Genomic DNA, 23,304 nt, shown 5'->3' with positions numbered 1-23,304 from the left:
TGGTTTAACAACTTACAAATCATGCTTTGTTATGACAATTCACATAGGCGAATTGCTCCACGTTATTACGGACGAGGTGGGTCACTAGGCCGTCGCAACGGATGTAGTGTTCTTTGTGTATGATGCTATGTTATTTTTTGATAAATTGAGGCTTTTACTAGTGATATAATAAATAAAAAATTTGGCAAATTTCCCTATTTTACGCTACCATAAGGATAGTAACGATGAGGTGATAGAGATGGCAGACAAGACAATGAAACAATTACAGCAAGAAGTGGACGCATACATAGGTCAATTTAAAGAAGGTTACTTTAGTCCGTTAGCAATGATCGCAAGATTGTCAGAGGAATTAGGAGAGTTAGCTAGAGAAGTAAATCACCACTATGGAGAAAAGCCTAAAAAGAAATCTGAAACAGAAAAAAGTATTGCAGAAGAAAGTGGAGATCTGCTATTTGTTCTTATTTGCTTAGCTAATTCCTTGAACATTGACTTGGAAGATGCTCATAATACAGTAATGAATAAATTTAATACACGAGATAAAGACAGATGGACTCGAATTGACAGTAAAGAATAAGGGAGAAATTAAAATGGAAACAATTAAAATTGTAATTGCTGGCCCAAGAGGAAGAATGGGGAAAGAGGCGGTTGCTCTCGTTCAAGAAACAAATCATTTTACACTTGTCGGTGTTATTGATCGATTACATAACGGTAAGCTCCTAAGTGATGTAGAAGGCTTCTCTAACGTAGAAGTACCAGTTTTTAATGACATTACCGAATGCTTTCAACAAACAAATCCGGATGTTCTCATTGATTTAACAACACCTGAAATCGGGAAATATCATACTGAGGTTGCCATACAACATGGTGTTCGACCAGTTGTCGGAACGACCGGTTTTACAAAAGAAGAATTAGATAGATTATCCACTATGGCAGAAGAGCGTCAAGTAGGAACAATCATTGCACCTAATTTTGCAGTAGGTGCTGTATTAATGATGAAATTCTCACAAATGGCTGCAAAGTATTTTCAAGATGTTGAAATAACAGAGTTGCACCATGATCAAAAACTTGATGCACCATCTGGAACTGCTGCAAAAACAGCTGAGTTGATATCGACTGTAAGAGTACCAAAAAAGCAGGGACACCCTGACGAAAAAGAAACGCTACCAGGTGCTCGTGGTGCAGAATATGATGGAATCCGGATACATAGTGTACGTTTGCCAGGATTGGTAGCGCATCAAGAAGTAATGTTCGGTGGAAACGGTCAAATGCTCACAATACGTCATGATTCATTTAACAGAGCTTCTTTTATGTCAGGAGTTAAATTATCCGTAGAAACAGTGATGAAATTAGACGTACTAGTATATGGATTAGAAAATATTATCGAATAAGGGGATAAGTAGATATGAAAATAGCCTTAATTGCTCACGATAAAAAGAAAAACGATCTTGTACAATTCTCAACAGCTTACCAATCAATTTTAGAACAACATGAATTATATGCCACTGGTACAACTGGTTCACGTATTTCAGAAGCAACCGGTCTGCAAATTCACCGGTTTCAATCAGGTCCACTAGGCGGTGACCAGGAGATTGGGGCAATGATTGCCCAGAATAAGATGGATATGGTTATTTTCTTTAGAGATCCATTAACAGCTCAGCCGCATGAACCAGATGTTACCGCACTGATTCGACTTTGTGATGTGTATGCCGTGCCATTAGCAACAAATATGGGGACTGCCGAAGTTCTTATTCATGGGCTTGAACAAGGTTTTATTTCATGGCGTGAAATTATCCGTGATAGACAAGAAGGATGAACCGGAAACCAGTTTTAAAGAGTAGATAAATTCAAATTGTATCAGACATGAAGTGGGAGATTGGAATGAAGAAACTAAAAATAGGAATTACCTGCTATCCTTCCGTTGGAGGCTCAGGAATTGTAGCAACAGAATTAGGGAAGCTACTTGCAGAAAAAGGACATGAGATACATTTTATATCTTCAAGTCTTCCGTTTCGTCTTAATAAAATCTATTCAAATATTTATTTCCACGAAGTTGAGGTAAACCAATATTCTGTCTTTAAATATCCTCCATACGACTTAGCGTTAGCTAGTAAAATGGCAGAGGTTACAAAAAGGGAAAAGCTAGATTTGCTTCATGTACATTACGCAATTCCACATGCAGCATGTGCGTATTTAGCTAAGCAAATGGTAGGTGGAAATGTAAAGGTCGTGACAACCCTACATGGTACTGATATTACAGTTCTAGGCTATGATCCTTCGTTAACAGACCTTATACGGTTTGGTATCGAACAATCTGATGCTGTTACAGCCGTATCACAGTCACTCGTAAACCAAACCTATCAATTAATTGAGCCGAAAAAGGATATTAAGACTGTTTATAATTTTGTCGACGAAAAAATTTATTACAAGCATGAAGCAGATAGTTTACGAAAGCAGTACGGTATTGCTGATGATGAAAAAGTAATGATTCATGTTTCTAACTTCAGAAAGGTTAAGCGTGTCGAAGATGTAATTATGGCTTTTCATCTGATTCAAGAAAAAATTAAGTCAAAGCTTATTTTGGTTGGCGATGGACCTGAACTTACTACAGTTTGTAATATGATCAATGAATTAGGACTTACAGACAAGGTGCTACTATTAGGGAAACAGGAAAATGTGGCAGAATTATTTTCGATTAGTGATCTGAAACTCTTGTTATCAGAAAAGGAGAGTTTCGGTCTAGTACTAATAGAAGCAATGGCTTGTGGGGTGCCAACGATAGGTACAAATGTAGGTGGTATTCCAGAGGTAATAAACGATGGAATGAATGGCTATATTTGTGAACTTGGGGATGTTCAAACCATAGCAAGTAAGGCAATAGATTTGTTATCTAATCCAGTTTTACATAGCGAAATGGCAAAACAGGCATTACTCACCGTTCAGGGTAAATTTAACTCCGAAAAGATTGTAAATGAATACGAGGATATATATTATTCTATTATTTCTAAATAAAGTGGATAGGGGCTCTCTAGGATGGATGAACCATTTGTAAAGGCAAATAAAGTTCTAAAAACATTACATAACAATGGGTTTGAGGCTTATTTTGTTGGAGGCTCAGTACGCGATCTTCTATTACAACGGCCAATTGGTGATATTGACATTGCAACATCAGCTCGTCCAGAGCAAATTAAGAAGTTGTTTCCAAAAACCATTGACGTGGGTGCTGAACATGGAACGATAATTGTGTTACATGAAGGTGAGCAGTACGAAGTGACAACTTTTCGAACGGAAGAGGGTTATGAGGATTTTCGAAGACCTTCCCATGTAGAGTTTGTAACATCCCTACACGAGGATTTGAAGAGAAGAGATTTCACAATGAACGCGATTGCGATGACGGTTGATGGTGAGATTTTGGACCCTTTTAATGGAAGAGTAGCTATTCAAGAGAAAAGAATTCAAACGGTTGGTAATCCTTGCGAACGTTTTCGAGAAGACGCACTACGGATGATGAGAGCTGTTCGTTTTGTAAGTCAATTATCCTTTATGCTATGTGATGACACAAAGCGGGCCATTAAAAAAAACGCTCCATTATTACAACGAATATCGGTTGAACGGATAACCATAGAATTTGAAAAATTACTAAAAGGGCCAAGTTGCCAATCTGCTTTTCCAATTTTAGTAGATACAAAACTATATCAATACATACCAGGTTTACTAAATAAAGAACATAGCTTACAACGTTTTTCACTATACCAATGGAATCTACTTCAAGAGAGAGCTGAATATTGGACTCTTGTTTGTTATGTACTACAACTAGATGACACTAAGAAATTTTTGCGGCTATGGAAGTTACCTACAAAACAAATTGATCAAGTGATAAAAAACGTAGATTGTATGAATAGTATTCAGAAGATAGGTTGGAGTACACGCCTGTTATATGACGCTGGAGCTACCTGTATCCAACAAGTTGAGAGAATTCTTCATGTAATAGGAGTTAAACAAGAAGTGTCACTTTATGAGAAATACAGTGAATTGCCGATTCATAATCGTTCTGAACTAGCTATTTCGGGAGAAGACTTTTTAAATTGGTACAAGCAAAGTCCAGGAAAATGGGTTGCCGAACTTTATGAGAAAGTAGAAAATGGAGTGCTAGAAAATAAAATTGAAAATGATAAGCAAAAAATTAAGGAGTGGCTTCTATCTTGCAATCAGAAATAAGAAATAAATTATTAGAAGTTTTCTCTAATGCAAATGGAGACTTTATTTCCGGTCAGAAATTAAGTGATCAACTTGGATGCTCTCGTACGGCTGTTTGGAAGCATATTGAAGATTTGCGAAGTGAAGGCTATGAGCTCGAAGCTGTTAGAAAGCTTGGATATAGGATTTTAACAAAGCCAGATAAAATTACTAATAATGAAATTCAGTTAGGTCTTAAAACGGAGGTTCTGGGAAGAAATATACACTTCGAGGAATCAGTCACATCCACACAGCAAATTGCACACCGTTTAGCTTACGAAGGAGCTATTGAAGGTACAATTGTTGTTGCAGAAGAACAGACAACTGGTCGCGGTAGATTGGATAGAGCTTGGTATTCACCAAAGCATACAGGAATCTGGATGAGTATGATCCTAAGACCACAAATCCCACCTTCCAAGGCACCACAGCTAACACTTTTAGCTGCAGTAGGTGTAGTCCAAGCAATTCAAGAGGTGACTGGGTTAGAACCAGATATTAAATGGCCCAATGACATTTTGTTGAATCAAAAAAAGCTTGTTGGCATATTAACAGAGCTCCAAGCTGAAACCGACCGAATTAACTCTGTTATCATTGGAATTGGCATCAATGTAAATCAGGACATTAACCATTTCCCTGAAAGCCTACACCACATTGCAAGCTCGCTTTCCATTGAAAAGGGAGAAAATATTGATCGTGCAAAGTTAATTCAAACGATACTATTAAAGATTGAAAAACTATATAATGAATATTTACAACATGGTTTTAAGGTAGTTAAGCTTTTATGGGAAAGCTATGCGACAAGTATAGGGAAGAATATTGTAGCTAGAACCTTATCAGGGTCAATTGAAGGAAAAGCCCTTGGAATAAATGATGAAGGTGTTCTGCTGATAGAGGATGCTTCTGGGGTTGTTCATCATATATATTCAGCTGATATTGAGCTTCCTCAAAAATAAAGTATAGAATTGTGCAAGAATTTTTTGTATAATTCAATTTAGTGGGTGGTATCCGTAATGGAACTACACCAAGGAACAAAATTATGCAACGAAACATTATATTGTATTCTGCCTTGATCCATTGGACTGGGACAGAGGGATGAAATTAACCGAACATATCATGTTTAATCCTTCTTTCTCTTTGAAAGAAGGATTTTTTACTTCATAATAACACGGTCTTTCATCTCCTCTTTTAAGGAAACTCAGGTCTCACCTGAGCAAGGCTACTTTACAGAAAGTAAATGTGCTTTCTAAAGCCAAAGGAGGAATCGTGATGAAACAGAAAACTCAGTTTATGAAAATGAAACAACAGAAAGAACCAATTGTAATGGTCACAGCTTATGATTATCCATCAGCAAAGCATGCCGAAGAGGCCGGGGTCGATATGATCCTTGTTGGGGATTCATTAGGTATGGTTGTATTAGGTTATGACACAACAATTCCAGTAACCGTTGATGATATGATTCATCACACGAAAGCCGTAAAGCGTGGTGCAAAGGATACATTTATCGTAACGGATATGCCATTTATGTCCTATCATGTTTCTCGCTCCGAAGCATTAAAAAATGCCGCAAGAATTATTCAAGAATCAGGAGCGCACGCTGTAAAGGTAGAGGGAGCAAAAGACGTTATCTATACTATTTCATCCTTAACGGATGCAGGAGTTCCTGTCGTAGCTCATTTAGGTCTAACTCCTCAGGCTGTTGGTGTTTTAGGTGGTTATAGAGTGCAAGGTAAAGATGCTGAAAGTGCAAGGCAGCTTATCGAAGACGCGAAGAAGGTTGAACAAGCTGGTGCGATTGCACTAGTATTGGAATGTGTTCCAAAGCAATTAGGAGAAGAAATCACAAATAGCATCTCTATACCAACAATTGGAATAGGGGCGGGTAATAAGACGGATGGTCAAGTGCTTGTCTATCATGACTTAATTTCATACGGTGTAGATCGTGTTGCTAAGTTTGTTAAACAATATGCATCTGTGAATGAACCAATTATTAATGGATTAAAAACCTATGTTGCTGAGGTAAGAGGACATACATTCCCTGAGGAAAAACATATGTATACGATGAAAGAGGAAGAGCTTACAGGTCTTTATGGGGGAAAAGGGAAATGAAGGTCATAACTTCGATAAATGAGATGCAGCAATATATAAAGACTACAAAGCAAAATGGAAAATCAATAGGGTTCGTACCAACAATGGGGTACCTTCACGAAGGACATTTAACATTAATGAACAAGGCTCGAAAAGAAAATGATATGCTTGCTGTAAGTATATTTGTTAATCCACTCCAATTTGGTCCAAATGAGGATTTTGATGCATATCCACGTGATTTTGAAAGAGATCAAGGCCTAGCAGAAAAAAATGGAGTAGACGTTCTTTTTCACCCAAGTACGGAAGAAATGTATCCAAATGAAATGTCCCTTACTGCTAAGGTCCACTCCAGAGTAGATGTGTTATGTGGCAGACAACGAAATGGGCATTTTGATGGTGTTGCAACCGTTTTGGTTAAACTATTCAATATTGTAAAACCAGACCGTGCTTACTTTGGGTTGAAGGATGCACAACAAGTAGCGGTAGTTGACGGATTACTAACCGACTTTAATTTTCCGATTGAACTTGTACCCGTTGAAATTGTTCGAGAAGAAGACGGTCTTGCCAAAAGCTCACGGAATGTAAACCTAACCGCTCAAGAGCGTGCGGAAGCACCGAGATTATTTGAGAGTCTTCAGATGGCAAAAAGTAAAATTGACAATGGGGAGCGAAATCCAAAGGCAATTGAGGAATTAATAAAAAGTCACATTTCGGAACACACGGCGGGTGTCATTGATTATGTTGAAATTTATAGCTATCCAGAACTAAAAGAACTCACTCAACTGACTGGCACTATTATTATTGCTCTTGCAGTGAGATTTACAAAAACGAGGCTAATTGATAATATTACTTTTGAGATATAGAAAATCTTTTAGATTTGAGGGGGACCATCATGTTTCGTACAATGATGAACGCAAAAATCCATAGAGCACGTGTTACAGAGGCTAACCTAAATTATGTAGGTAGCATAACCATAGATGAAGATATTCTTGATGCAGTGGGAATGGTCGCTAATGAAAAAGTTCAAATAGTGAATAATAACAATGGGGCTCGACTGGAAACATATATCATCCCGGGTGAGCGAGGTAGTGGTGTTTTTTGTCTTAACGGTGCCGCTGCTCGTCTTGTACAGAAAGATGATATAATTATTGTCATTTCATACGCAATTGTACCTGAGGAGAAACTTTCAATTCATACACCGAAGGTAGCGATCATGAATGATAACAATCAAATTAAGGAATTGCTATATCAAGAACCAGCTGCAACTGTATTGTAGTGAACGTACGGTGATTGTACCGGGTAAGTAAGTCATACGCTGGAAAAACAAGCTTTTTTGCGATGATTGCTTAATAGCAAAATTCTTATGCTAGTATGCGTTTAGGAGAGAAGTCTATTCACTCCTAAGAGCGAATGAACGAATGCCCCCAAATTGGGGGTATTTGTGTTAGGAGGTGGCATCTTATGAATAAACGCTTTGTTGTCGTTGATCTAGAAACAACAGGTAATTCTCCAAAAAAGGGTGATCGAATCATACAATTTGCTGCAGTGGTGATTGAAAATGGTGAAATAATTGAACGGTTTGCTACATTTGTAAATCCCAAGCAAAATATCCCTGTATTTATTGAACAATTAACAGGGATTTCAAACGAGGTTGTTGCAAACGCGCCTGACTTTTCAATTGTTGCACCTGAAATTATTTCAATGTGTAAGGATTCATATTTTGTTGCACACAATGTTCCATTTGATTACTCCTTTTTACAGGAGGAACTTGCACAAAGTGGATTTCACAATTTTCACTGCCTAACAATTGATACTGTTGAATTATCAAGAGTAATGCTTCCGCTAGCAGACAGCTATAAGCTTGGACAACTTGCAGAATCTCTTTCGTTAACTCATGAAAATCCACATCAAGCGGACAGTGATGCTGAGGTGACAGCAGAGATCCTTTTGAAAATATTACATAAAATTGAGAGTCTGCCTCTGGTTACCATTAAAAAGCTTTATTCTCTGTCAAAATATTTTAAAAGTGACATTACTGAAATATTGAGTGAAATCATTGAACACAAAACAAATATAACGAAGAAAGACACGAAATATGATATTTATCGTGGTCTTGCACTTAGAAAGAGATTAAAATATCCGAATAAACATTCAGATGAGACATACACAGATGATGCATTTAAAACTATACTAAATAATTTTCCGTTTCGTAACGGGCAAGTGGAAATGGTTCAGAGCATTTTACATGCATTAGAAACGAATCAACATGCACTTATCGAGGCTGGTACAGGGATTGGTAAAACAATCGCATATTTACTTCCAAGCATTTTTATCGCTAAAACAAAGGGTAGGTGCGTGATTAGTACAAATACTCTACAACTTCAACAGCAGTTGATTGATCGAGATATTGCGAAGTTAAAGGAAATCATTCCATTTCAATTTCAAGTTGCACTCTTAAAGGGACGAGGGAATTATCTCTCACTCAGAAAATTTGAGCAGATTCTCTACGAAGATACGGAAAATTATGATGAAGTCTTAACAAAAGCGCAAATCTTAGTATGGTTAACTGAGACCAAAACAGGTGATATTGATGAAATGAACCTACCATCTGGCGGGAAGATACTATGGGAACGGGTAAAGAGCAGTTATGGTAATCCAGGATATGAAGATTCAATTTGGGAATCAAGGTGCTTTTACCGAAGGGCCAGGAAAGCAGCGGAAAAAGCTGATTTGTTAATAACGAATCATGCTTTATTATTACAGGATATTGCGAATAAGTACGAAATCCTTCCTACCTACGATTACCTAATTATTGATGAAGCACATCATTTTGAGGGTCAAGCGAAAAGACAGGTAGGAATAAACCTTCACTATTTATCATTTCACTCTATCTTTACAAGAATAGGGTTACTTGAAACAGAAGATTTGCTCTCAAAATCATGTAGAGTTATGGAACGAATAGGATATGACCGGAATTCATATCTCCAAGTGAATCAACTGTTAAAAGATATGAAGGCGTCAATAAATGAAGTATTTAGAATGATTCGGAGCCATGTTTTATTGAAGCAGACTAAAGATAACCCAATGAATCGAATTCATTATATATTTGATTCTTCCATAGAAACTGGAGAGCATTGGCGAGAAGTATATGAACAACTCACCAGGCTAAGTATCTCAAGAAAAGGCATTGAAAACACAATTCAAAGCCACAAAGAATCCATCATCCAAAATAAATCGATGGTTACACCAATGCAACTTGGAATATTCAACGATTATTTAATGAATGTTGATTTATTACTAGAAAAATGTACAAATCTTGAAAGGTTCTTTCTTAAGGGTAAGCAAAATGAACAAATTACTTGGGTTGAGATTGACCCAAAAGGACCTGTAAATTCAGCAATGCTATATGCAGAGCCTACAGATATCTCGGATTACTTAGCAGATCACTTTTTTGCCAATAAAAAATCAATTATCATGACATCTGCAACATTAACTGTTGATGAATCTTTTTCTTTTATTATGGATAAAATCGGGTTACATGATTTTCAGCCAGTCACTCTATCAGTTCCATCTCCATTTGATTATGAGCGACAGTCGGCAATTATGGTGCCTACTGATGTACCACTTATTCATTCTGTTTCGCAAGAGGAATATGTACATTCAATTGCTACCCAAATTTCTGAAATTGCCAACAAAACAAATGGTAGGATGCTTGTACTCTTTACCTCATATGACATGCTGCAGCAAACCTACTTGAGATTGAAGGAAATGCCTTTACTCGAGCAGTTTGTATTAATTGCACAGAGTATCAGTGGAGGGAGTAGGGCAAAATTAACTAAGAATTTTCGTGCGTTTGAAAAGTCAATTTTGCTTGGAACAAGTAGTTTTTGGGAAGGTGTTGATATTCCCGGTGAGGATTTAACAGCCCTAGTTATTGTTAGGCTGCCATTTGCACCTCCCAATGATCCTATCTTCGCTGTTCGAGCACGTCAAATTGAAGAGGGTGGAGGAGACTCCTTTCGCGAACTTTCACTACCAGAAGCGATAATTCGTTTTAAACAGGGAATAGGGAGACTAATCCGTTCAGACGAAGATAAGGGAATTGTCTTTATCTTAGATCGTCGTATTGTATCAGCACGATATGGAAAGAAGTTCCTTTCATCTATCCCAAAGATGAAATTTTATCATAAACCACTTGATCACTTATTAGAGCTAATGGACGAATGGATATAGAGTTTTATATTGTTAGGGCAGTTAGTTAGTTTGAATTATTTTTTCCTATAGTTCGTTACAACATAATTATAGTTGGACTAAATAACTGTCCCTTATGTCTTAGCATTAATAGTAACAAATAAAAAAAGACCTGCCTCAAAGGACAGGTTAATGGTGTGGGATTAGGAGTTAATTTTTGATTAAAATATATTGTGAATGGTCTTGTACCTGTTATAATGATGTAAGACAACTTCAACTTAAAAGGATGTTCAAAAAAATTGGTGTGTTTTTGAACACTCACTGTAGTGTTGTAGTACTACTATTGTTACCGTAGACATTGTAACGTATGAGTAGTAAAATTTGTGATGAATGAAGGGAGAGCTTTTGCTTGGAAAGTAAGATAGAGGTTCTATCGACAGTGAAAATAAAAAATACTCCTGATTTATATAAAATTGTTGATATATGTAATCGAACATTAAAACATGAAAATTTGATGTTTGGCCTTGCTCTTGATCGAGAAGACCAAGAAAAAGCAGTTTTTACTATATATCGTACGTAAAGTAGTTGATGTGTAAATGAAAAAATGGATTATTGGAATATTTATTATTGTGCTTGTTTGTGTGATTTGGATAGGAAACAACATTTATCAAGCAGCGTTAGAGCCACTTCAAAAGGCTGAGGAAAAAGGAAATGAAACTGCGCTTGAAGAAACAGCAATAAAAACAATTGATGAAAGCTATACATATTTTGGAACAAATACGTATCAAGTGGTTATTGGGAAAACAGATAAAGATAAAAAGATGATCGCATGGATTCCTGACGATAAGGGAGAGATTATCACCCGTTTTGAAAGTGATGGGATCACGGAAAAAGAAGCATTGTCAATAGTAAAAGAAGAACGTAGCCCAAAAGAAATACGTTCCATAAAACTAGGAATCGAAGATAATATCCCTATTTGGGAGATTATTTATATTGGTAGTGATGATCGATTGACCTACCACAAATTGTACTTTGAAACAGGAAAATATCGTAATTCAATCAAACCTTAACATACGGGGGGAAAATCATGAAATTAGCAAATAGGGTAGCTGCTCTAACTCCATCGTCAACACTTGCAATTACTGCAAAGGCCAAGGAACTAAAAGCCCAAGGTCATGATGTCATTGGTCTTGGTGCCGGTGAACCAGATTTTAATACACCTGATCATATTATAGAAGCTGCAGTAAAGGCAATGAAGGAAGGTCATACAAAATATACACCTTCTGCTGGATTGCCGGCACTTAAACAAGCTATTTGTAACAAGCTATTACAGGATCAACAACTTGAATACCAACCAAATGAGGTGGTTGTTGGGACTGGTGCTAAATTTGTATTATATGCTCTATTCCAAGTTCTTTTAAATAAAGGGGACGAAGTTATTATTCCAATCCCATATTGGGTTAGCTATCCAGAGCAGGTAAAGCTTGCTGAAGGTGTGCCAGTGTATGTTGAAGGAAAGGAAGAAAACAATTTTAAGGTAACAGTAGAGCAACTTGAACATTCAATTACGGACAAGACCGTAGCATTAGTATTAAATTCACCAAGTAACCCAACTGGAATGCTTTATTCAAAGGAAGAGTTGGAAGCAATTGGAGAACTATGCGTTACTCATAATATTTGGGTAATTTCAGATGAGATCTATGAAAAATTAGTCTACTTCGGAGCAGAGCATTTTTCTATCGCACAAGTTAATGATAATGTAAAAGCAAAAACAATTATCATTAATGGATTATCTAAATCTCATTCAATGACTGGCTGGAGAATTGGTTATGCGGCTGGTCCAAAAGAAATTATTAAAAGTATGACTGACCTTTCAAGCCATAGTATTTCGAACCCAACGTCGATTGCTCAATATGCTTCTATTGCTGCTTATGAGGGCACTCAAGAGCCAGTTGAGACAATGAGACAAGCGTTTGAAAAGCGTTTGGATGTGATTTATGAAAAACTAACAAAAATCCCGGGAATCACTTGTATTAAGCCACAGGGTGCATTTTATTTATTCCCAAATGCAAAAAAAGCTGCTGAACTTACTGGGTATACCAATGTTGATGATTTTGCAAAAGCTTTGCTAGAAGAAGCACTAGTAGCTGTAGTACCTGGTTCAGGCTTCGGTGCACCTGAAAATATTCGTTTATCTTATGCGACATCTCTAGATCAATTAGAGCAAGCAATTCAACGTATCCACAAATTCGTTGAAGAAAAAATGTCGAAATAATTAAGATAAGGTGTCTAGTGGTACTAGGCATCTTTTTTATGAATGTTCATGCAAAATGTTACGGTTTTCGCCATTTTCTTGCTTCACTATAGCAAGAAATGTATAATAAAAAGGCAGATGCTTCGTTATTTATAGCATTTATTGACGTAAGATGACGCCATAACCTATGGCATTGTTTGAAGAACCCATTACGTGTGGGTAAAAGATAATCTGGCGTATTTCGCCAAAGCGTATTTATTACATAAGGTTTTAGGGTTTTGGAGGGAAAGTATTGAAAACAACAATAGCAGAGGTTCATAAATATGTTGGTGAAGAAGTAAAAATTGGAGCTTGGTTAGCAAACAAGCGTTCAAGTGGAAAGATTGCATTCTTACAGCTTCGAGATGGGACAGGCTTTATCCAAGGTGTCGTTGTTAAAGCAGAAGTTGATGAAGCTGTTTTTCAAAAAGCGAAATCAATTACACAAGAAACATCTCTTTATGTGACTGGAATTGTAAGGGAAGATGAAAGATCACCGTTTGGTTATGAACTAACAGTAACTAATATAGATATTATTCATGAATCTATTGATTATCCAATCACACCAAAAGAGCATGGAACTGAGTTCCTAATGGACAATCGCCATTTATGGCTACGTTCGAAGAGACAGCACGCAGTAATGAAAGTACGTAATGAAATCATTCGTTCAACATACGAGTTTTTCAATAATAATGGATTTGTAAAAGTAGATCCACCAATTTTAACAGGAAGTGCTCCTGAAGGTACAACTGAGCTATTCGCTACAAAATACTTTGATGAAGATGCGTATTTATCTCAAAGTGGGCAGTTATATATGGAAGCTGCGGCGATGGCCTTAGGGAAAGTATTCTCTTTTGGACCTACTTTCCGTGCGGAAAAATCCAAAACAAGACGTCATTTAATTGAATTTTGGATGATTGAGCCTGAAATGGCTTTCTATGAGCATGAGGATAGTTTAAAGGTACAAGAAGAATATGTTTCATATATTGTCCAATCAGTATTAACAAATTGTCAACTAGAATTAAAAACCTTAGGTCGCGATACATCCAAATTAGAAAACGTGAAGGCTCCTTTCCCACGTATTTCATATGACGATGCAATCAAATTCCTGCACGAAAAGGGCTTTACAGATATTCAGTGGGGTGATGATTTTGGTGCCCCACATGAAACTGCTATTGCAGAAAGTTATGACAAGCCTGTATTTATTACACAATACCCTAAAGATATTAAACCGTTTTATATGCAGCCTGCACCAGACCGTGACGATGTCGTATTATGTGCGGATTTAATTGCTCCAGAAGGTTATGGTGAAATCATCGGTGGATCCGAAAGAATTCATGATTATGAATTAATGGAGAAACAACTAGAAGCACATAATTTAACTGGTGATGCGTATAAGTGGTATCTAGAATTAAGAAAATATGGATCTGTCCCACATTCAGGTTTTGGGTTAGGCCTAGAAAGAACGGTTGCGTGGATCAGTGGAGTAGAACATGTTCGTGAATCAATTCCATTCCCACGTCTCTTAAATCGCTTATATCCTTAATAAAATGTAAATGGACCTTCCTAAAAGGGAGGTTCATTTTATTTTTGTTTTTAGTTTTAACATAAAGCATGAGACTCTGATACGGAAAGTAAAATTAGAAGAGCAAGGCTAAGAAAGCATAGGGGAAGGCTGCGTTTTGGTGATAATTAACGTACAAGCCTAACCAAATATTTCTTTCTTCTTCACACTCTCAATCTCATGTTATACTAGGTATGAAGAGGTGTTTATACATGAAAATGGATAACTTAATTGATTTATTTGAGCAGGGTAGTATTTCAATTCCCAAAATGTTAATGTCCTCGTATCGACATCTACAATTAAAAGAAGAGGAAATGATGGTGCTATTTCATATTCTAACGTTTATGGATAGCGGAAATTTTTTCCCGACACCAATTGAAATCTCAAATCGTATGACTATATCTGAAACAAGATGCATGGAAATCCTACGTCAGTTAATTCAACGTGGATTTTTAGAAATAAATGATGGGGACGATGAAAACCGAGTAATTTACGAAAAGTACTCATTACGTCCATTGTGGGAAAAAATGCTTCAACAGCTATTGTATCAAGACATGAATGATGAAAAGGAAAAAGAAAAGCAGGTAGAAACAAATTTGTATAGTATTTTCGAACAAGAATTTGGACGACCCCTTTCTCCTTTTGAATGCGAATCGCTTGCCATGTGGTTAGACCAGGATCACCACGACCCTACCATCATTAAAGCAGCTTTAAGAGAGGCTGTTATGTCCGGAAAGCTTAACTTTCGTTATATTGATCGTATCCTATTCGAATGGAAAAAGAATGGTATCCGAACGATTGCACAAGCACAATCTCATTCACAAAAATTTCGACAATATCAGAATAAAAATAAACAACCAGAACAAAACCAGCAAGACAACTATAAAAGAACCATCCCGTTTTACAACTGGCTTGAAAATTAAAGTGTATAAAATTAGGTGATAAAAATGTTGAATAAACAACAAATTCAGTTTTGTCTAGACATAATGGGTGAAATGTTTCCAGAAGCCCATTGTGAATTACATCATAAAAATCCATTTGAACTGGTAATAGCTGTTTCACTATCAGCTCAATGCACAGATGCATTAGTCAACAAAGTAACGGCATCTCTATTTGAAAAGTATAAAACGCCAGAAGATTATTTGGCGGTATCGCTTGAAGAGTTGCAAAATGATATACGATCAATTGGACTTTTTCGAAATAAAGCCAAGAATATTCGTAAACTATGTCAAATGCTAATTGAAGAATACGGTGGCATACTCCCGCAAGATCGTGATGAACTAACGAAGTTACCAGGAGTAGGTCGAAAAACAGCTAATGTTGTAGTCTCGGTTGCATTTGACATCCCAGCAATTGCCGTTGATACTCATGTTGAAAGAGTAAGCAAAAGACTTGGATTCTGTAGATGGAAGGATTCAGTTTTAGAGGTTGAAAAGACTTTAATGAAAAAGGTACCAGAGGAAGAGTGGTCTATTACGCACCATAGAATGATCTTTTTTGGAAGATATCATTGTAAAGCTCAGAATCCTCAATGTGAAATATGTCCTCTTCTAGAGGTTTGTAGAGAAGGGAAAAAGAGAATGAAGGGGAAAGAAAAGGTTGGATAATAAGGACTTCTCAAATAAACAGACGACCATAAGCGAGTTGATTCAAACATGGGACTCTCGAAAGGAACTTCTTACAAATCTTTTTCGAAAAAGAGACAAGGCTTCAGTTGGTAAACCCATGGAAGAATCAATAACTGCATTTCTCTCGTTTTTATACGCAGTAAATGACAAACATCCCAAGAACAAAGAAGAGCTGAATAAAGAGCTTGATTCACTACAGTATAAGCCGATAAATGTAAAAGAACGACTTGAATTTATTATGAAAAAGCCGCATCAGTACCATTCCTTTATCCAACTTACAGAACTGTTTCATGAGCTAGAAAAGCTGAATGCTAAAAAACAAATAATAAAGCAAAAAAAATAACGCACAATATTGTGCGTTATTTTTTGCTTATTCATCATTGCCGGTGTCAGGAGGGAGGGGAGGGAAACTTGGCATTCCAGCGTCACCATCTCCTGGATTTCCTCCATTCCCATTTCCTTCACCGTCACCGTTATTGCCGTCATTGTTACCTTCACCATTTCCGTTGCCGTTACCATTCCCATTTCCGCCGCCATTATTATTACCAGGTGGAAGTGGAATCTCTATTTCCTCCTCAGTTGGCTCTGGCACTTCAATTTTGTTAGTGGCAGGCTCGCTTCGTTTTTTAGGATCTTTATCACTGACAACAGTAACTGTAAATTGGTAGATGGCTCCAGGTATGACATCAGGCACCGTATATGTTAATTCTTTCGTAGTCGTTAATACCTTTACTGGTCCTTCATCGATGGAAACCCCAATTTCAAAGGATTTTCCTTCAAGTTCACCTTCTGCGTATGCCCATGATAAATTAATTTGATTTGCCACTTCGTCATACATGACATTTAGGTCTGTAGGTGTAGTTAGCTTATCATATTTATCAGATACTTCTGTTGGTTCCGTTCCTTTAAGGAAATATTCATAAACAATATTTTCTTTAGGTGTAAATTCACTAGGAAGCTTCGCTGGATCTGTCCCTTTTTCAACCCCAACTTTGACAACAGTCTTCGGCATTGGGAAATCTTCCGTTTCCTTTCCTTCAGAAAGATTCGTTATAATGTCTCTAAACAAGCTTAGTGCTAAGGTTTGTTCTGCTGGCTTAATTGGAGTCTTATTATCTTTATATCCAGTCCAAATTGCAACAGTATAGCTTGGTGTATACCCACTAAACCAAACATCTGGAACACCAGGAGGTATATTATACTTTTTGCGATCTTTTTCTGAATAATTTGTTGTTCCTGTTTTACCCGCAATTTGTAAGCCTGAAACATCATATCTTCGTCCTGAACCAAAATCCATCACAGATTTCAGCATGTCAGTAATCATAAAGGCAGTTGCCTCAGACATTGCTTCTTCAGGCTCTGGAGATAGAACGACTTCTCTATCATCAGGAAAGACAATCTTCTTAACTGCATGTGGTTTAATAAAGTTCCCTTGGTTACCGAATGCTGCATAAGCACCAGCCATTTCAAGAGGAGAGATACCTCCCTCGATTCCACCAATAGAATAAGCTTCATTTAATCTTTCTTTAAATGTTATTCCAAGGCCTTCAGCAAATTCAGTTGCTTTCGTAACTCCTACCTCTTGGAACGCTTTAAGCGCTGGAATGTTACGTGAATGGGCTAAAGCTACTCTAGCTGTAATTTGACCCATATGTTTTCGGTCAAAGTTATTAATTGGAACGCCATCTGAATAGGTATATGGCTCATCCTTTATTTGGTGATAGGTGGACCATTTTAAATATTCCATTGCAGGGCCATAATCTAAGATCGGTTTAATTGTTGAACCCGGCTGATTTGACGCGTCGAGCGCAAAATTCACCCGCGTATTTTGGGCTTGGTTTCTTCCGCCACCAAGCGCTCGAATTTCACCAGTCTTTGTATCCACAACTGCGATTCCCGCCTGAAACTCATCGTTAGGGAACTGGATATCTGCATTTTTGTTTGCTAATAATGAGTCGACATGAGCTTGTGCATTAGGATCAAAAGTAGTATAAATTTTTACACCAGAGTTGTACACATCAATATCACCATATTCTTTAAGCTCTACTTTTACTTGGTCTAAGAAAGAATCAATCGGTTGAGATTGTTCCTTCGATTCAACTATAGATGACTCAATTGGAACTTCTTTTGCAGCATCTGCTTCTTCTTGCGAGATAAATTCATGTCTAACCATGAGATTTAACACGATGTTTCGACGTTTTTCCGCCCGTTCTGGATGAACAAATGGATTATAGATACCAGGATTCTGTCCGCTACCAGCTATAAATGCTGCCTCGTGTAGTTCAATTTGATCAAGAGTTTTTCCAAAATACAACTCAGCAGCTTTTGCTACCCCATATGTATTTCCGACACCGTAATAAATCTTGTTTAAATACATCTCAAGTATTTCATCTTTTGAGTATTTTCGTTCTAGTTGAAAAGCAAGCCAGAGCTCTTGCGCCTTCCGAGTGAGTTTTTTCTCTCCTTCAGCAAAGAAAGAGTTTTTAATGACCTGTTGTGAAATAGTACTAGCACCTTCAGAACCAAATCCGTCTGTGATATTTGCTAAGACCGCTCCACCCAGTCGGATAACATCCAATCCATGGTGTTCATAGAAGCGAGCGTCTTCAACCGCTAAGACTGCATTTTTAAGGTTATCTGGTATTTCATTTAGTGGTACATAGGTCCTTTTTTCTGCCCCGAATTCATAAATCTTATTACCATTGATATCGTAAACCTTTGAAGATAGTGGATCCTTTAGTAATGATTCATCCAATGGTGGGGCACCACTTGCCATGACAAAAAATGTCGTAGCTCCTGTAATCATACCGATTATTCCTAGAGCAAGGATTACTAATAAAATTCGTTTAAATATAGAGCTTTTTTGCTTTTTACCCTTTTTCTTCTTATTATTCTGTTGATTCGCATGTCGACGTGCTTCACGTGATTGGAATTTTTCAGACATACAAGTTTCCTGCCTTTCAAATGCTTTCATACATTATGACGTAAATTGATTCAGCTAGGTTTCAATTTCAAGCTAAATTTTACGTTTTGCATTTTCCTGTAAGATAATTTTTGAAAACATATTGGTTAAAAGTAAAGTTCCTTAACCACCTTAATATAATCAATCCTCGGATGGTAACCAATTGCTAATTGATGGCCAAATGTTTCAATTTCTTGTTTTGCAATTGATTTTCTGCCGTCTGCTTCTTTACGCTCCCAAAATGTTAATAAATGCTTTGCCTCAAGTAAATATAATTCATCCGTAGTAGTAAATCGTAGAATGACAAAACAAATTCCATCTTGTTTAATAACATCATCCATGTGCTTAATTTGATGTTGATGAAAGTTTTGAAGTGGAAAGGATGTTTTATTTTTGGTTTCCTTTGCTTCAAAATCAATATATCGGCCCTTGTAAACACCGTTATAATCTGTGGTTGAGGCTTGTTTAAAATAGGCTTCCTTAATGACAGCTGCACTTCTCTTAGGATAATCAACATTTACTATTTGTACAGGTGTTGGTTTTTTATGAATGACTGCTATTGCCTGCTCTAAATAATAAAGATTCGTTTCGTTAAGGTCTTCTTCTAAAGTCATTCCCCGATTACCATAGATCATTTGTTTGAGATGAGGCTTACTTTTTGCCTGTTGGGGCTTATATACTTTCCCATTTGGATACCGAAACTCCATGATTCTTCCCCCCTAAAAACCTATTATCTATCATATCAAAAAATATTCAACAATAGTTTGTCAAATTGTTTGACCAAGATAGAGAGACTTCACGGAATATATATCACTATATCATACAATTCGAGTAAAGATATACTTTTTGGGCGTGCTATACAAAAGGATGGTTACACTACAGTATGAGGGGTGTTTGAATGAACAAAAAAGAGTTTGGAATAGATGAATTTGAGATGATGGTAACCAGGCGAAGAGAGCAGGAAAAAGGACTAAGTATAGATGAAAAGAACCTGATAAACGAAATTCAAGCGAAAATAGCTAAAGGAAATATTGATAATATTTCAAGGACAAAGAGCTATGCAAGTTATTACCAACGTAATAATGAGATAAAATGGTCCTTTTTAGCTAGCATGGTCTCACGGAATGCTGGCTGGAACATGACAGATCTAGAGGGAGAATGGTTTCCAAAGGTCCTAACTAAAAAAGAGAGAAAAGTCCTGTTCCACACATATGAACGTGCGAACTGGCTTATTTTTTCTGATGCGTATCCACAGATCCTACTATATGAATACTCTAAACAACTTGGTAGACCCTTATTTCACCTCCTCCCATTCTTTTCTGTATCACGATTCATAGAAGCAGAATGGGAGTATTATTGGCACAATGGAGATAGTATTCGCTTAATCACGTCTCAAATTATTAATGAACAAAATATCATTCAAAAGCCAGTGTTAGAACATCCTTTTTATAAGAAAAAGGTCTTTCGTACGTTTTTTTATAACCTACAAGATTTTCTACATTTTAGCTCTGTAATTTTTCCGACACTAGATGGTCGTCTATATGGGTTTTCGGTTCATCAATTTACGAAACTTGATGAAAGAATTGAATTAGGTAAAAGGTTGGCTTCACTTCTATTTCATAAAAAGTATTATCAGTTATTCCAAAGATTTTCCAACAAAAACGAACATACGGGTTCAAGGTTTGATTATGAGCGATTTGTGTCGGAGCGAAGGTTCCGTAATACACCTTTTCTACGTTCTACATATCCGGTGATTAAGCATAGCAGGGGGCATACAATGGATTGGTATAAGGGGAAGAGGAAGGATAAATGGTTTCGTCCAGCGAACCTGGATCAACAGTTTGATCTGACGGAATGGTATCTGAAGAAACAAAAGCAACTACAGGCTGGAATTTTATTAGAGGAATTGATACTAAAAAACAAAGGCTGATAAAGCCTTTGTCTACACGATTTTTCACAGTACTTCTAAAAATAAATTACTTTCCCCAGACTGTCTTGAAAACACTTGTCAGACAAGGCGCGCAGTCGATCGAAGACGCGAATAGAAGTTACCTTCATGAGCGGACGAGAGAGGCAAGCAACGCAGTATGCGAGCGTTTGTCAACAGTCTGAAACAAAGGCTGATGATCAGCCTTTGTATGTAATGTTATTCTGCTGGTCGGTTAGGTCCTTCTAGTTTTTTGTCCCCATAACCTGTTGCTGTCTCTTCATTAGGTCTTTGTTTATTTTTCTTTTTATCTTTCTTTGCCATGGAACCCTCACCTCCTACAGGTAGTTTGAGCATATTTGCGATTTACCATTCTCAATAATGCGGAACTGTTGTCGAAACAGAGTAGAAACTTTGAGATATATCCACTTTCTTTGACGAATGAAAACTAGTTTTGTCAAGTGTGCAGGAGGAAAAATTTTGACATCGAATTAGTTAAAAAAGCCTGTGAGGAGGATGAATATGGTAAAGGATGGTTTCACAACAAAAGCACAAGTTCTTGAGGATATTGATCAATTAATTCATACGCTAAATAAGATTGATAAGCAAGTCCAAGTGGAGATTAATGAGCATCTAAATGAGGGGGAGAGTCAACTTGTTGAGCATATGAAAAGGTTAGAAAGTGACGTGTTGTCTTTACGTAGCCTTTATCGCAAACAAAGTTTCGAAAATAGTACAAAAGCTAAAAAGGACCATTCCTATCACTTAACATTAAGCTACTAAAGCTGTATGATATTGTTGAGGTGAGAGAATGTATACGGAACTACTCGCAAAAACCAACTTGTTAAAAGATCTTTGTGATCAATCACTTGTAAGGTTAGAGGAAATTAAAGATAATGAAACATATGAAGCGGATTTCTATAAAGAAGTTAAGCCATTTGTAGACGATACAATGGCAATAGCGGATAGCTGGAGAGATTTAGCCATCTCTTGGATTAAACAAGAGCATCCAAAAAATCTCCATCCCAATCAAATAGATGCCACACATGAAAATATCCAATTTATCTCGATCCAAGGTTTTTACCGGGATACTAAAGTCAAACGATTCAAAAACATGTATGAATCTATACAATATGTACTTGATAATATACTTGAAAAGGTAACAATTAATAAAATGACTTAGATACCCTATTAAGAGTGGTATCTTTTCTTTTTGTTAACAATAACCCATATTTCACATATTCTATAGGAAAAAGAATATCACAGGAGGTTTGTTCCACCATGTATTCAAATTATAGAAGGAACAAATATGTTACCAGACCAAATGGCTTTGCAACACCGTACCAAGGTCAGCCTACTTATCAGTATGTGAATTATGGAGGGTATCAACCATATTGGAACTATCCAAGTCCTCATCCGTATTTGCACGGCAGCCCTTCTAGTTACGGTAGTTATTCTTCTTTTTCAAACCAAATGCCTTATCAAGCTCCTTATCCGAATCCATATCCAACAGGTATGGGTAATCAGCAACCACAAGGTAAAGGGGCAAGCGGTTTGCTTTCTCAGTTTAAAACGAAAGAGGGAACGTATGATATCAATAAGTTAATGGATACAGCCGGTCAGATGGTGGGGGCAGTTAATCAAGTAAATTCAATTGTCAAAGGGTTAACAAAGACCTTTAAAGTATAAGTGAAAATTAAAAAGAAAGCTGCTAATTTTCAGCTTTCTTTTTTTGTTTACTTTTGTTTCTTTTGTTCATTGTATTGCTTTGCTAATAGCTGTAATGCCTCATTATAGGATAATCCAGAGTTTGCATTTAATTTCTTGACTTCTTCTACATCTGTATCAGAATATTGCTTTGTACTAAAACCATTTCTCATCTAATTCACCATCCTACTATACTAACAATAGAAGCCTTGTTCCCTTGCTAAAATAGTAATTCATACACTTCATTCAATTCTTGAACGCGTTTAAAGTCACGGTTGTCCATTGCATAATTTATCTCATCCGGTAAAACATTGTTTAAAAATTCAATTTCTTCTTCAGTAAGATCCCTTACAAATGCCTCTTCCGTACCATACTGATTGTTCACAATTTTAGTTAAAATAGTCTGGGACGTTTTCTTTTCGTCAGCATAATTTGAAATTACTTCAATCACATATCCTAGCGTTTTATCCACTCTATATCACCATTTCATTTTTAAGATTCTTCAAAATATGAGTTAAATTCTTCTTGATTTGATCCTTTTTCTTTATAATACGGATTTTCCTGTGTTGCATTTTGGGGATCAAGATTCGTTTTAATGACTAACATTGGTTCATCACTAGCCTCTGCAATTATCCTGTCATTCAGTTCCTTGAAATCGGGTAGTTTTTTGTTGCCGGGTTGTTTTCTCACCATATTTACACCTCCTAGCAATAT

The 23,304-nt window shown here is 36.8% G+C and carries 26 protein-coding genes; 21 read left to right on the top strand and 5 right to left on the bottom strand.

Translation table 11 applies throughout. From position 1 onward, the window contains the following. Positions 1-238 precede the first annotated feature (238 nt). The 17 genes from ACWNMY_RS02590 (at position 239) to ACWNMY_RS02510 (ending at position 16,337) form a co-directional block, all read left to right on the top strand. Positions 239-574: a nucleotide pyrophosphohydrolase gene (locus ACWNMY_RS02590; protein WP_449536726.1), complete on the top strand. Its 336-nt coding sequence runs from the start codon at positions 239-241 to the stop codon at positions 572-574. A 13-nt stretch (positions 575-587) separates the two neighbouring features. After that, positions 588-1,388 carry a 4-hydroxy-tetrahydrodipicolinate reductase gene (gene dapB / locus ACWNMY_RS02585; RefSeq protein ID WP_449536725.1) on the top strand — a complete coding sequence of 267 codons (801 nt, stop codon included), beginning with the start codon at positions 588-590 and terminating at the stop codon, positions 1,386-1,388. 14 nt (positions 1,389-1,402) lie between these two features. After that, positions 1,403-1,813, top strand: a complete 411-nt coding sequence (gene mgsA, locus ACWNMY_RS02580) for a methylglyoxal synthase (RefSeq protein ID WP_449536724.1) — start codon at positions 1,403-1,405, stop codon at positions 1,811-1,813. Between the two features lie 65 nt (positions 1,814-1,878). Then, complete coding sequence (gene bshA / locus ACWNMY_RS02575; RefSeq protein ID WP_449536723.1) at positions 1,879-3,009, top strand: N-acetyl-alpha-D-glucosaminyl L-malate synthase BshA; 1,131 nt, start codon at positions 1,879-1,881, stop codon at positions 3,007-3,009. Between the two features lie 21 nt (positions 3,010-3,030). After that, on the top strand, positions 3,031-4,215 hold the full coding sequence (locus ACWNMY_RS02570) for a CCA tRNA nucleotidyltransferase (RefSeq protein ID WP_449536722.1): 1,185 nt from the start codon (positions 3,031-3,033) through the stop codon (positions 4,213-4,215). Continuing rightward, a complete protein-coding gene (locus ACWNMY_RS02565) occupies positions 4,200-5,186 on the top strand; it encodes a biotin--[acetyl-CoA-carboxylase] ligase (RefSeq protein WP_449536721.1) in 987 nt (328 codons plus the stop codon). The genes ACWNMY_RS02570 and ACWNMY_RS02565 overlap by 16 nt, the downstream gene beginning before the upstream one ends. Positions 5,187-5,499: 313 nt before the next feature. Continuing rightward, positions 5,500-6,339 carry a 3-methyl-2-oxobutanoate hydroxymethyltransferase gene (gene panB / locus ACWNMY_RS02560; protein ID WP_449536720.1) on the top strand — a complete coding sequence of 280 codons (840 nt, stop codon included), beginning with the start codon at positions 5,500-5,502 and terminating at the stop codon, positions 6,337-6,339. Continuing rightward, positions 6,336-7,181 (top strand): pantoate--beta-alanine ligase, encoded by an 846-nt coding sequence (gene panC, locus ACWNMY_RS02555; RefSeq protein ID WP_449536719.1) that lies wholly within the window; start codon positions 6,336-6,338, stop codon positions 7,179-7,181. The genes panB and panC overlap by 4 nt, the downstream gene beginning before the upstream one ends. 29 nt (positions 7,182-7,210) lie before the next feature. After that, positions 7,211-7,594 carry an aspartate 1-decarboxylase gene (gene panD / locus ACWNMY_RS02550; RefSeq protein WP_449536718.1) on the top strand — a complete coding sequence of 128 codons (384 nt, stop codon included), beginning with the start codon at positions 7,211-7,213 and terminating at the stop codon, positions 7,592-7,594. A gap of 185 nt (positions 7,595-7,779) precedes the next feature. After that, positions 7,780-10,551: an ATP-dependent DNA helicase DinG gene (gene dinG, locus ACWNMY_RS02545; RefSeq protein WP_449536717.1), complete on the top strand. Its 2,772-nt coding sequence runs from the start codon at positions 7,780-7,782 to the stop codon at positions 10,549-10,551. 367 nt (positions 10,552-10,918) lie between these two features. Then, positions 10,919-11,089 (top strand): YpmA family protein, encoded by a 171-nt coding sequence (locus ACWNMY_RS02540; protein ID WP_449536716.1) that lies wholly within the window; start codon positions 10,919-10,921, stop codon positions 11,087-11,089. A 16-nt stretch (positions 11,090-11,105) separates the two neighbouring features. Then, positions 11,106-11,579, top strand: coding sequence for a cell wall elongation regulator TseB-like domain-containing protein (locus ACWNMY_RS02535; protein WP_449536715.1), 474 nt, complete (start codon positions 11,106-11,108; stop codon positions 11,577-11,579). Between the two features lie 17 nt (positions 11,580-11,596). Further along, positions 11,597-12,784 carry a pyridoxal phosphate-dependent aminotransferase gene (locus tag ACWNMY_RS02530; RefSeq protein ID WP_449536714.1) on the top strand — a complete coding sequence of 396 codons (1,188 nt, stop codon included), beginning with the start codon at positions 11,597-11,599 and terminating at the stop codon, positions 12,782-12,784. A 271-nt stretch (positions 12,785-13,055) separates the two neighbouring features. Continuing rightward, positions 13,056-14,348, top strand: coding sequence for an asparagine--tRNA ligase (asnS, locus tag ACWNMY_RS02525; protein WP_449536713.1), 1,293 nt, complete (start codon positions 13,056-13,058; stop codon positions 14,346-14,348). 230 nt (positions 14,349-14,578) lie between these two features. Then, entirely contained in the window at positions 14,579-15,289 is a 711-nt protein-coding gene (locus ACWNMY_RS02520) for a DnaD domain protein (protein WP_449536712.1), read from the top strand. 24 nt (positions 15,290-15,313) lie between these two features. Continuing rightward, positions 15,314-15,973, top strand: coding sequence for an endonuclease III (nth, locus tag ACWNMY_RS02515; RefSeq protein WP_449536711.1), 660 nt, complete (start codon positions 15,314-15,316; stop codon positions 15,971-15,973). After that, positions 15,966-16,337 carry a YpoC family protein gene (locus ACWNMY_RS02510; protein ID WP_449536710.1) on the top strand — a complete coding sequence of 124 codons (372 nt, stop codon included), beginning with the start codon at positions 15,966-15,968 and terminating at the stop codon, positions 16,335-16,337. The genes nth and ACWNMY_RS02510 overlap by 8 nt, the downstream gene beginning before the upstream one ends. A gap of 27 nt (positions 16,338-16,364) precedes the next feature. Here ACWNMY_RS02510 and ACWNMY_RS02505 read toward each other — a convergent pair whose 3' ends face one another. Continuing rightward, positions 16,365-18,938 (bottom strand): PBP1A family penicillin-binding protein, encoded by a 2,574-nt coding sequence (locus tag ACWNMY_RS02505; protein ID WP_449536709.1) that lies wholly within the window; start codon positions 18,936-18,938, stop codon positions 16,365-16,367. Positions 18,939-19,063: 125 nt separating this feature from the next. Next, entirely contained in the window at positions 19,064-19,663 is a 600-nt protein-coding gene (gene recU, locus ACWNMY_RS02500; protein ID WP_449536708.1) for a Holliday junction resolvase RecU, read from the bottom strand. Positions 19,664-19,854: 191 nt separating this feature from the next. Between recU and ACWNMY_RS02495 the strand changes: the two genes are divergently transcribed. From ACWNMY_RS02495 to ACWNMY_RS02480, 4 genes are all read left to right on the top strand, one after another. Beyond that, the gene (locus ACWNMY_RS02495) at positions 19,855-20,886 is read left to right on the top strand and encodes a DUF2515 domain-containing protein (protein ID WP_449536707.1); all 1,032 of its coding nucleotides are present in this window, start codon (positions 19,855-19,857) and stop codon (positions 20,884-20,886) included. A 519-nt stretch (positions 20,887-21,405) separates the two neighbouring features. Then, entirely contained in the window at positions 21,406-21,666 is a 261-nt protein-coding gene (locus tag ACWNMY_RS02490; protein WP_449536706.1) for a hypothetical protein, read from the top strand. A 28-nt stretch (positions 21,667-21,694) separates the two neighbouring features. Next, positions 21,695-22,066, top strand: a complete 372-nt coding sequence (locus ACWNMY_RS02485) for a YppE family protein (protein WP_449536705.1) — start codon at positions 21,695-21,697, stop codon at positions 22,064-22,066. Between the two features lie 98 nt (positions 22,067-22,164). Then, a complete protein-coding gene (locus tag ACWNMY_RS02480) occupies positions 22,165-22,572 on the top strand; it encodes a YppG family protein (protein WP_449536704.1) in 408 nt (135 codons plus the stop codon). A gap of 47 nt (positions 22,573-22,619) precedes the next feature. Here the strand turns inward: ACWNMY_RS02480 and ACWNMY_RS02475 are convergent, their stop codons facing one another. The 3 genes from ACWNMY_RS02475 to ACWNMY_RS02465 are packed head-to-tail and all read right to left on the bottom strand — an operon-like array spanning position 22,620 to position 23,283. Then, entirely contained in the window at positions 22,620-22,763 is a 144-nt protein-coding gene (locus ACWNMY_RS02475) for a hypothetical protein (RefSeq protein WP_449536703.1), read from the bottom strand. Between the two features lie 47 nt (positions 22,764-22,810). Continuing rightward, positions 22,811-23,062, bottom strand: a complete 252-nt coding sequence (locus tag ACWNMY_RS02470) for a sigma-G-dependent sporulation-specific acid-soluble spore protein CsgA (RefSeq protein WP_449536702.1) — start codon at positions 23,060-23,062, stop codon at positions 22,811-22,813. A gap of 20 nt (positions 23,063-23,082) precedes the next feature. After that, positions 23,083-23,283, bottom strand: a complete 201-nt coding sequence (locus tag ACWNMY_RS02465) for a hypothetical protein (protein WP_449536701.1) — start codon at positions 23,281-23,283, stop codon at positions 23,083-23,085. Positions 23,284-23,304: the final 21 nt, after the last annotated feature.

This window comes from Ferdinandcohnia sp. Marseille-Q9671 (assembly GCF_976954385.1).
Note: the sequence above shows the minus strand (reverse complement) of the source record. Positions and strands in the feature narration are given on the sequence as shown.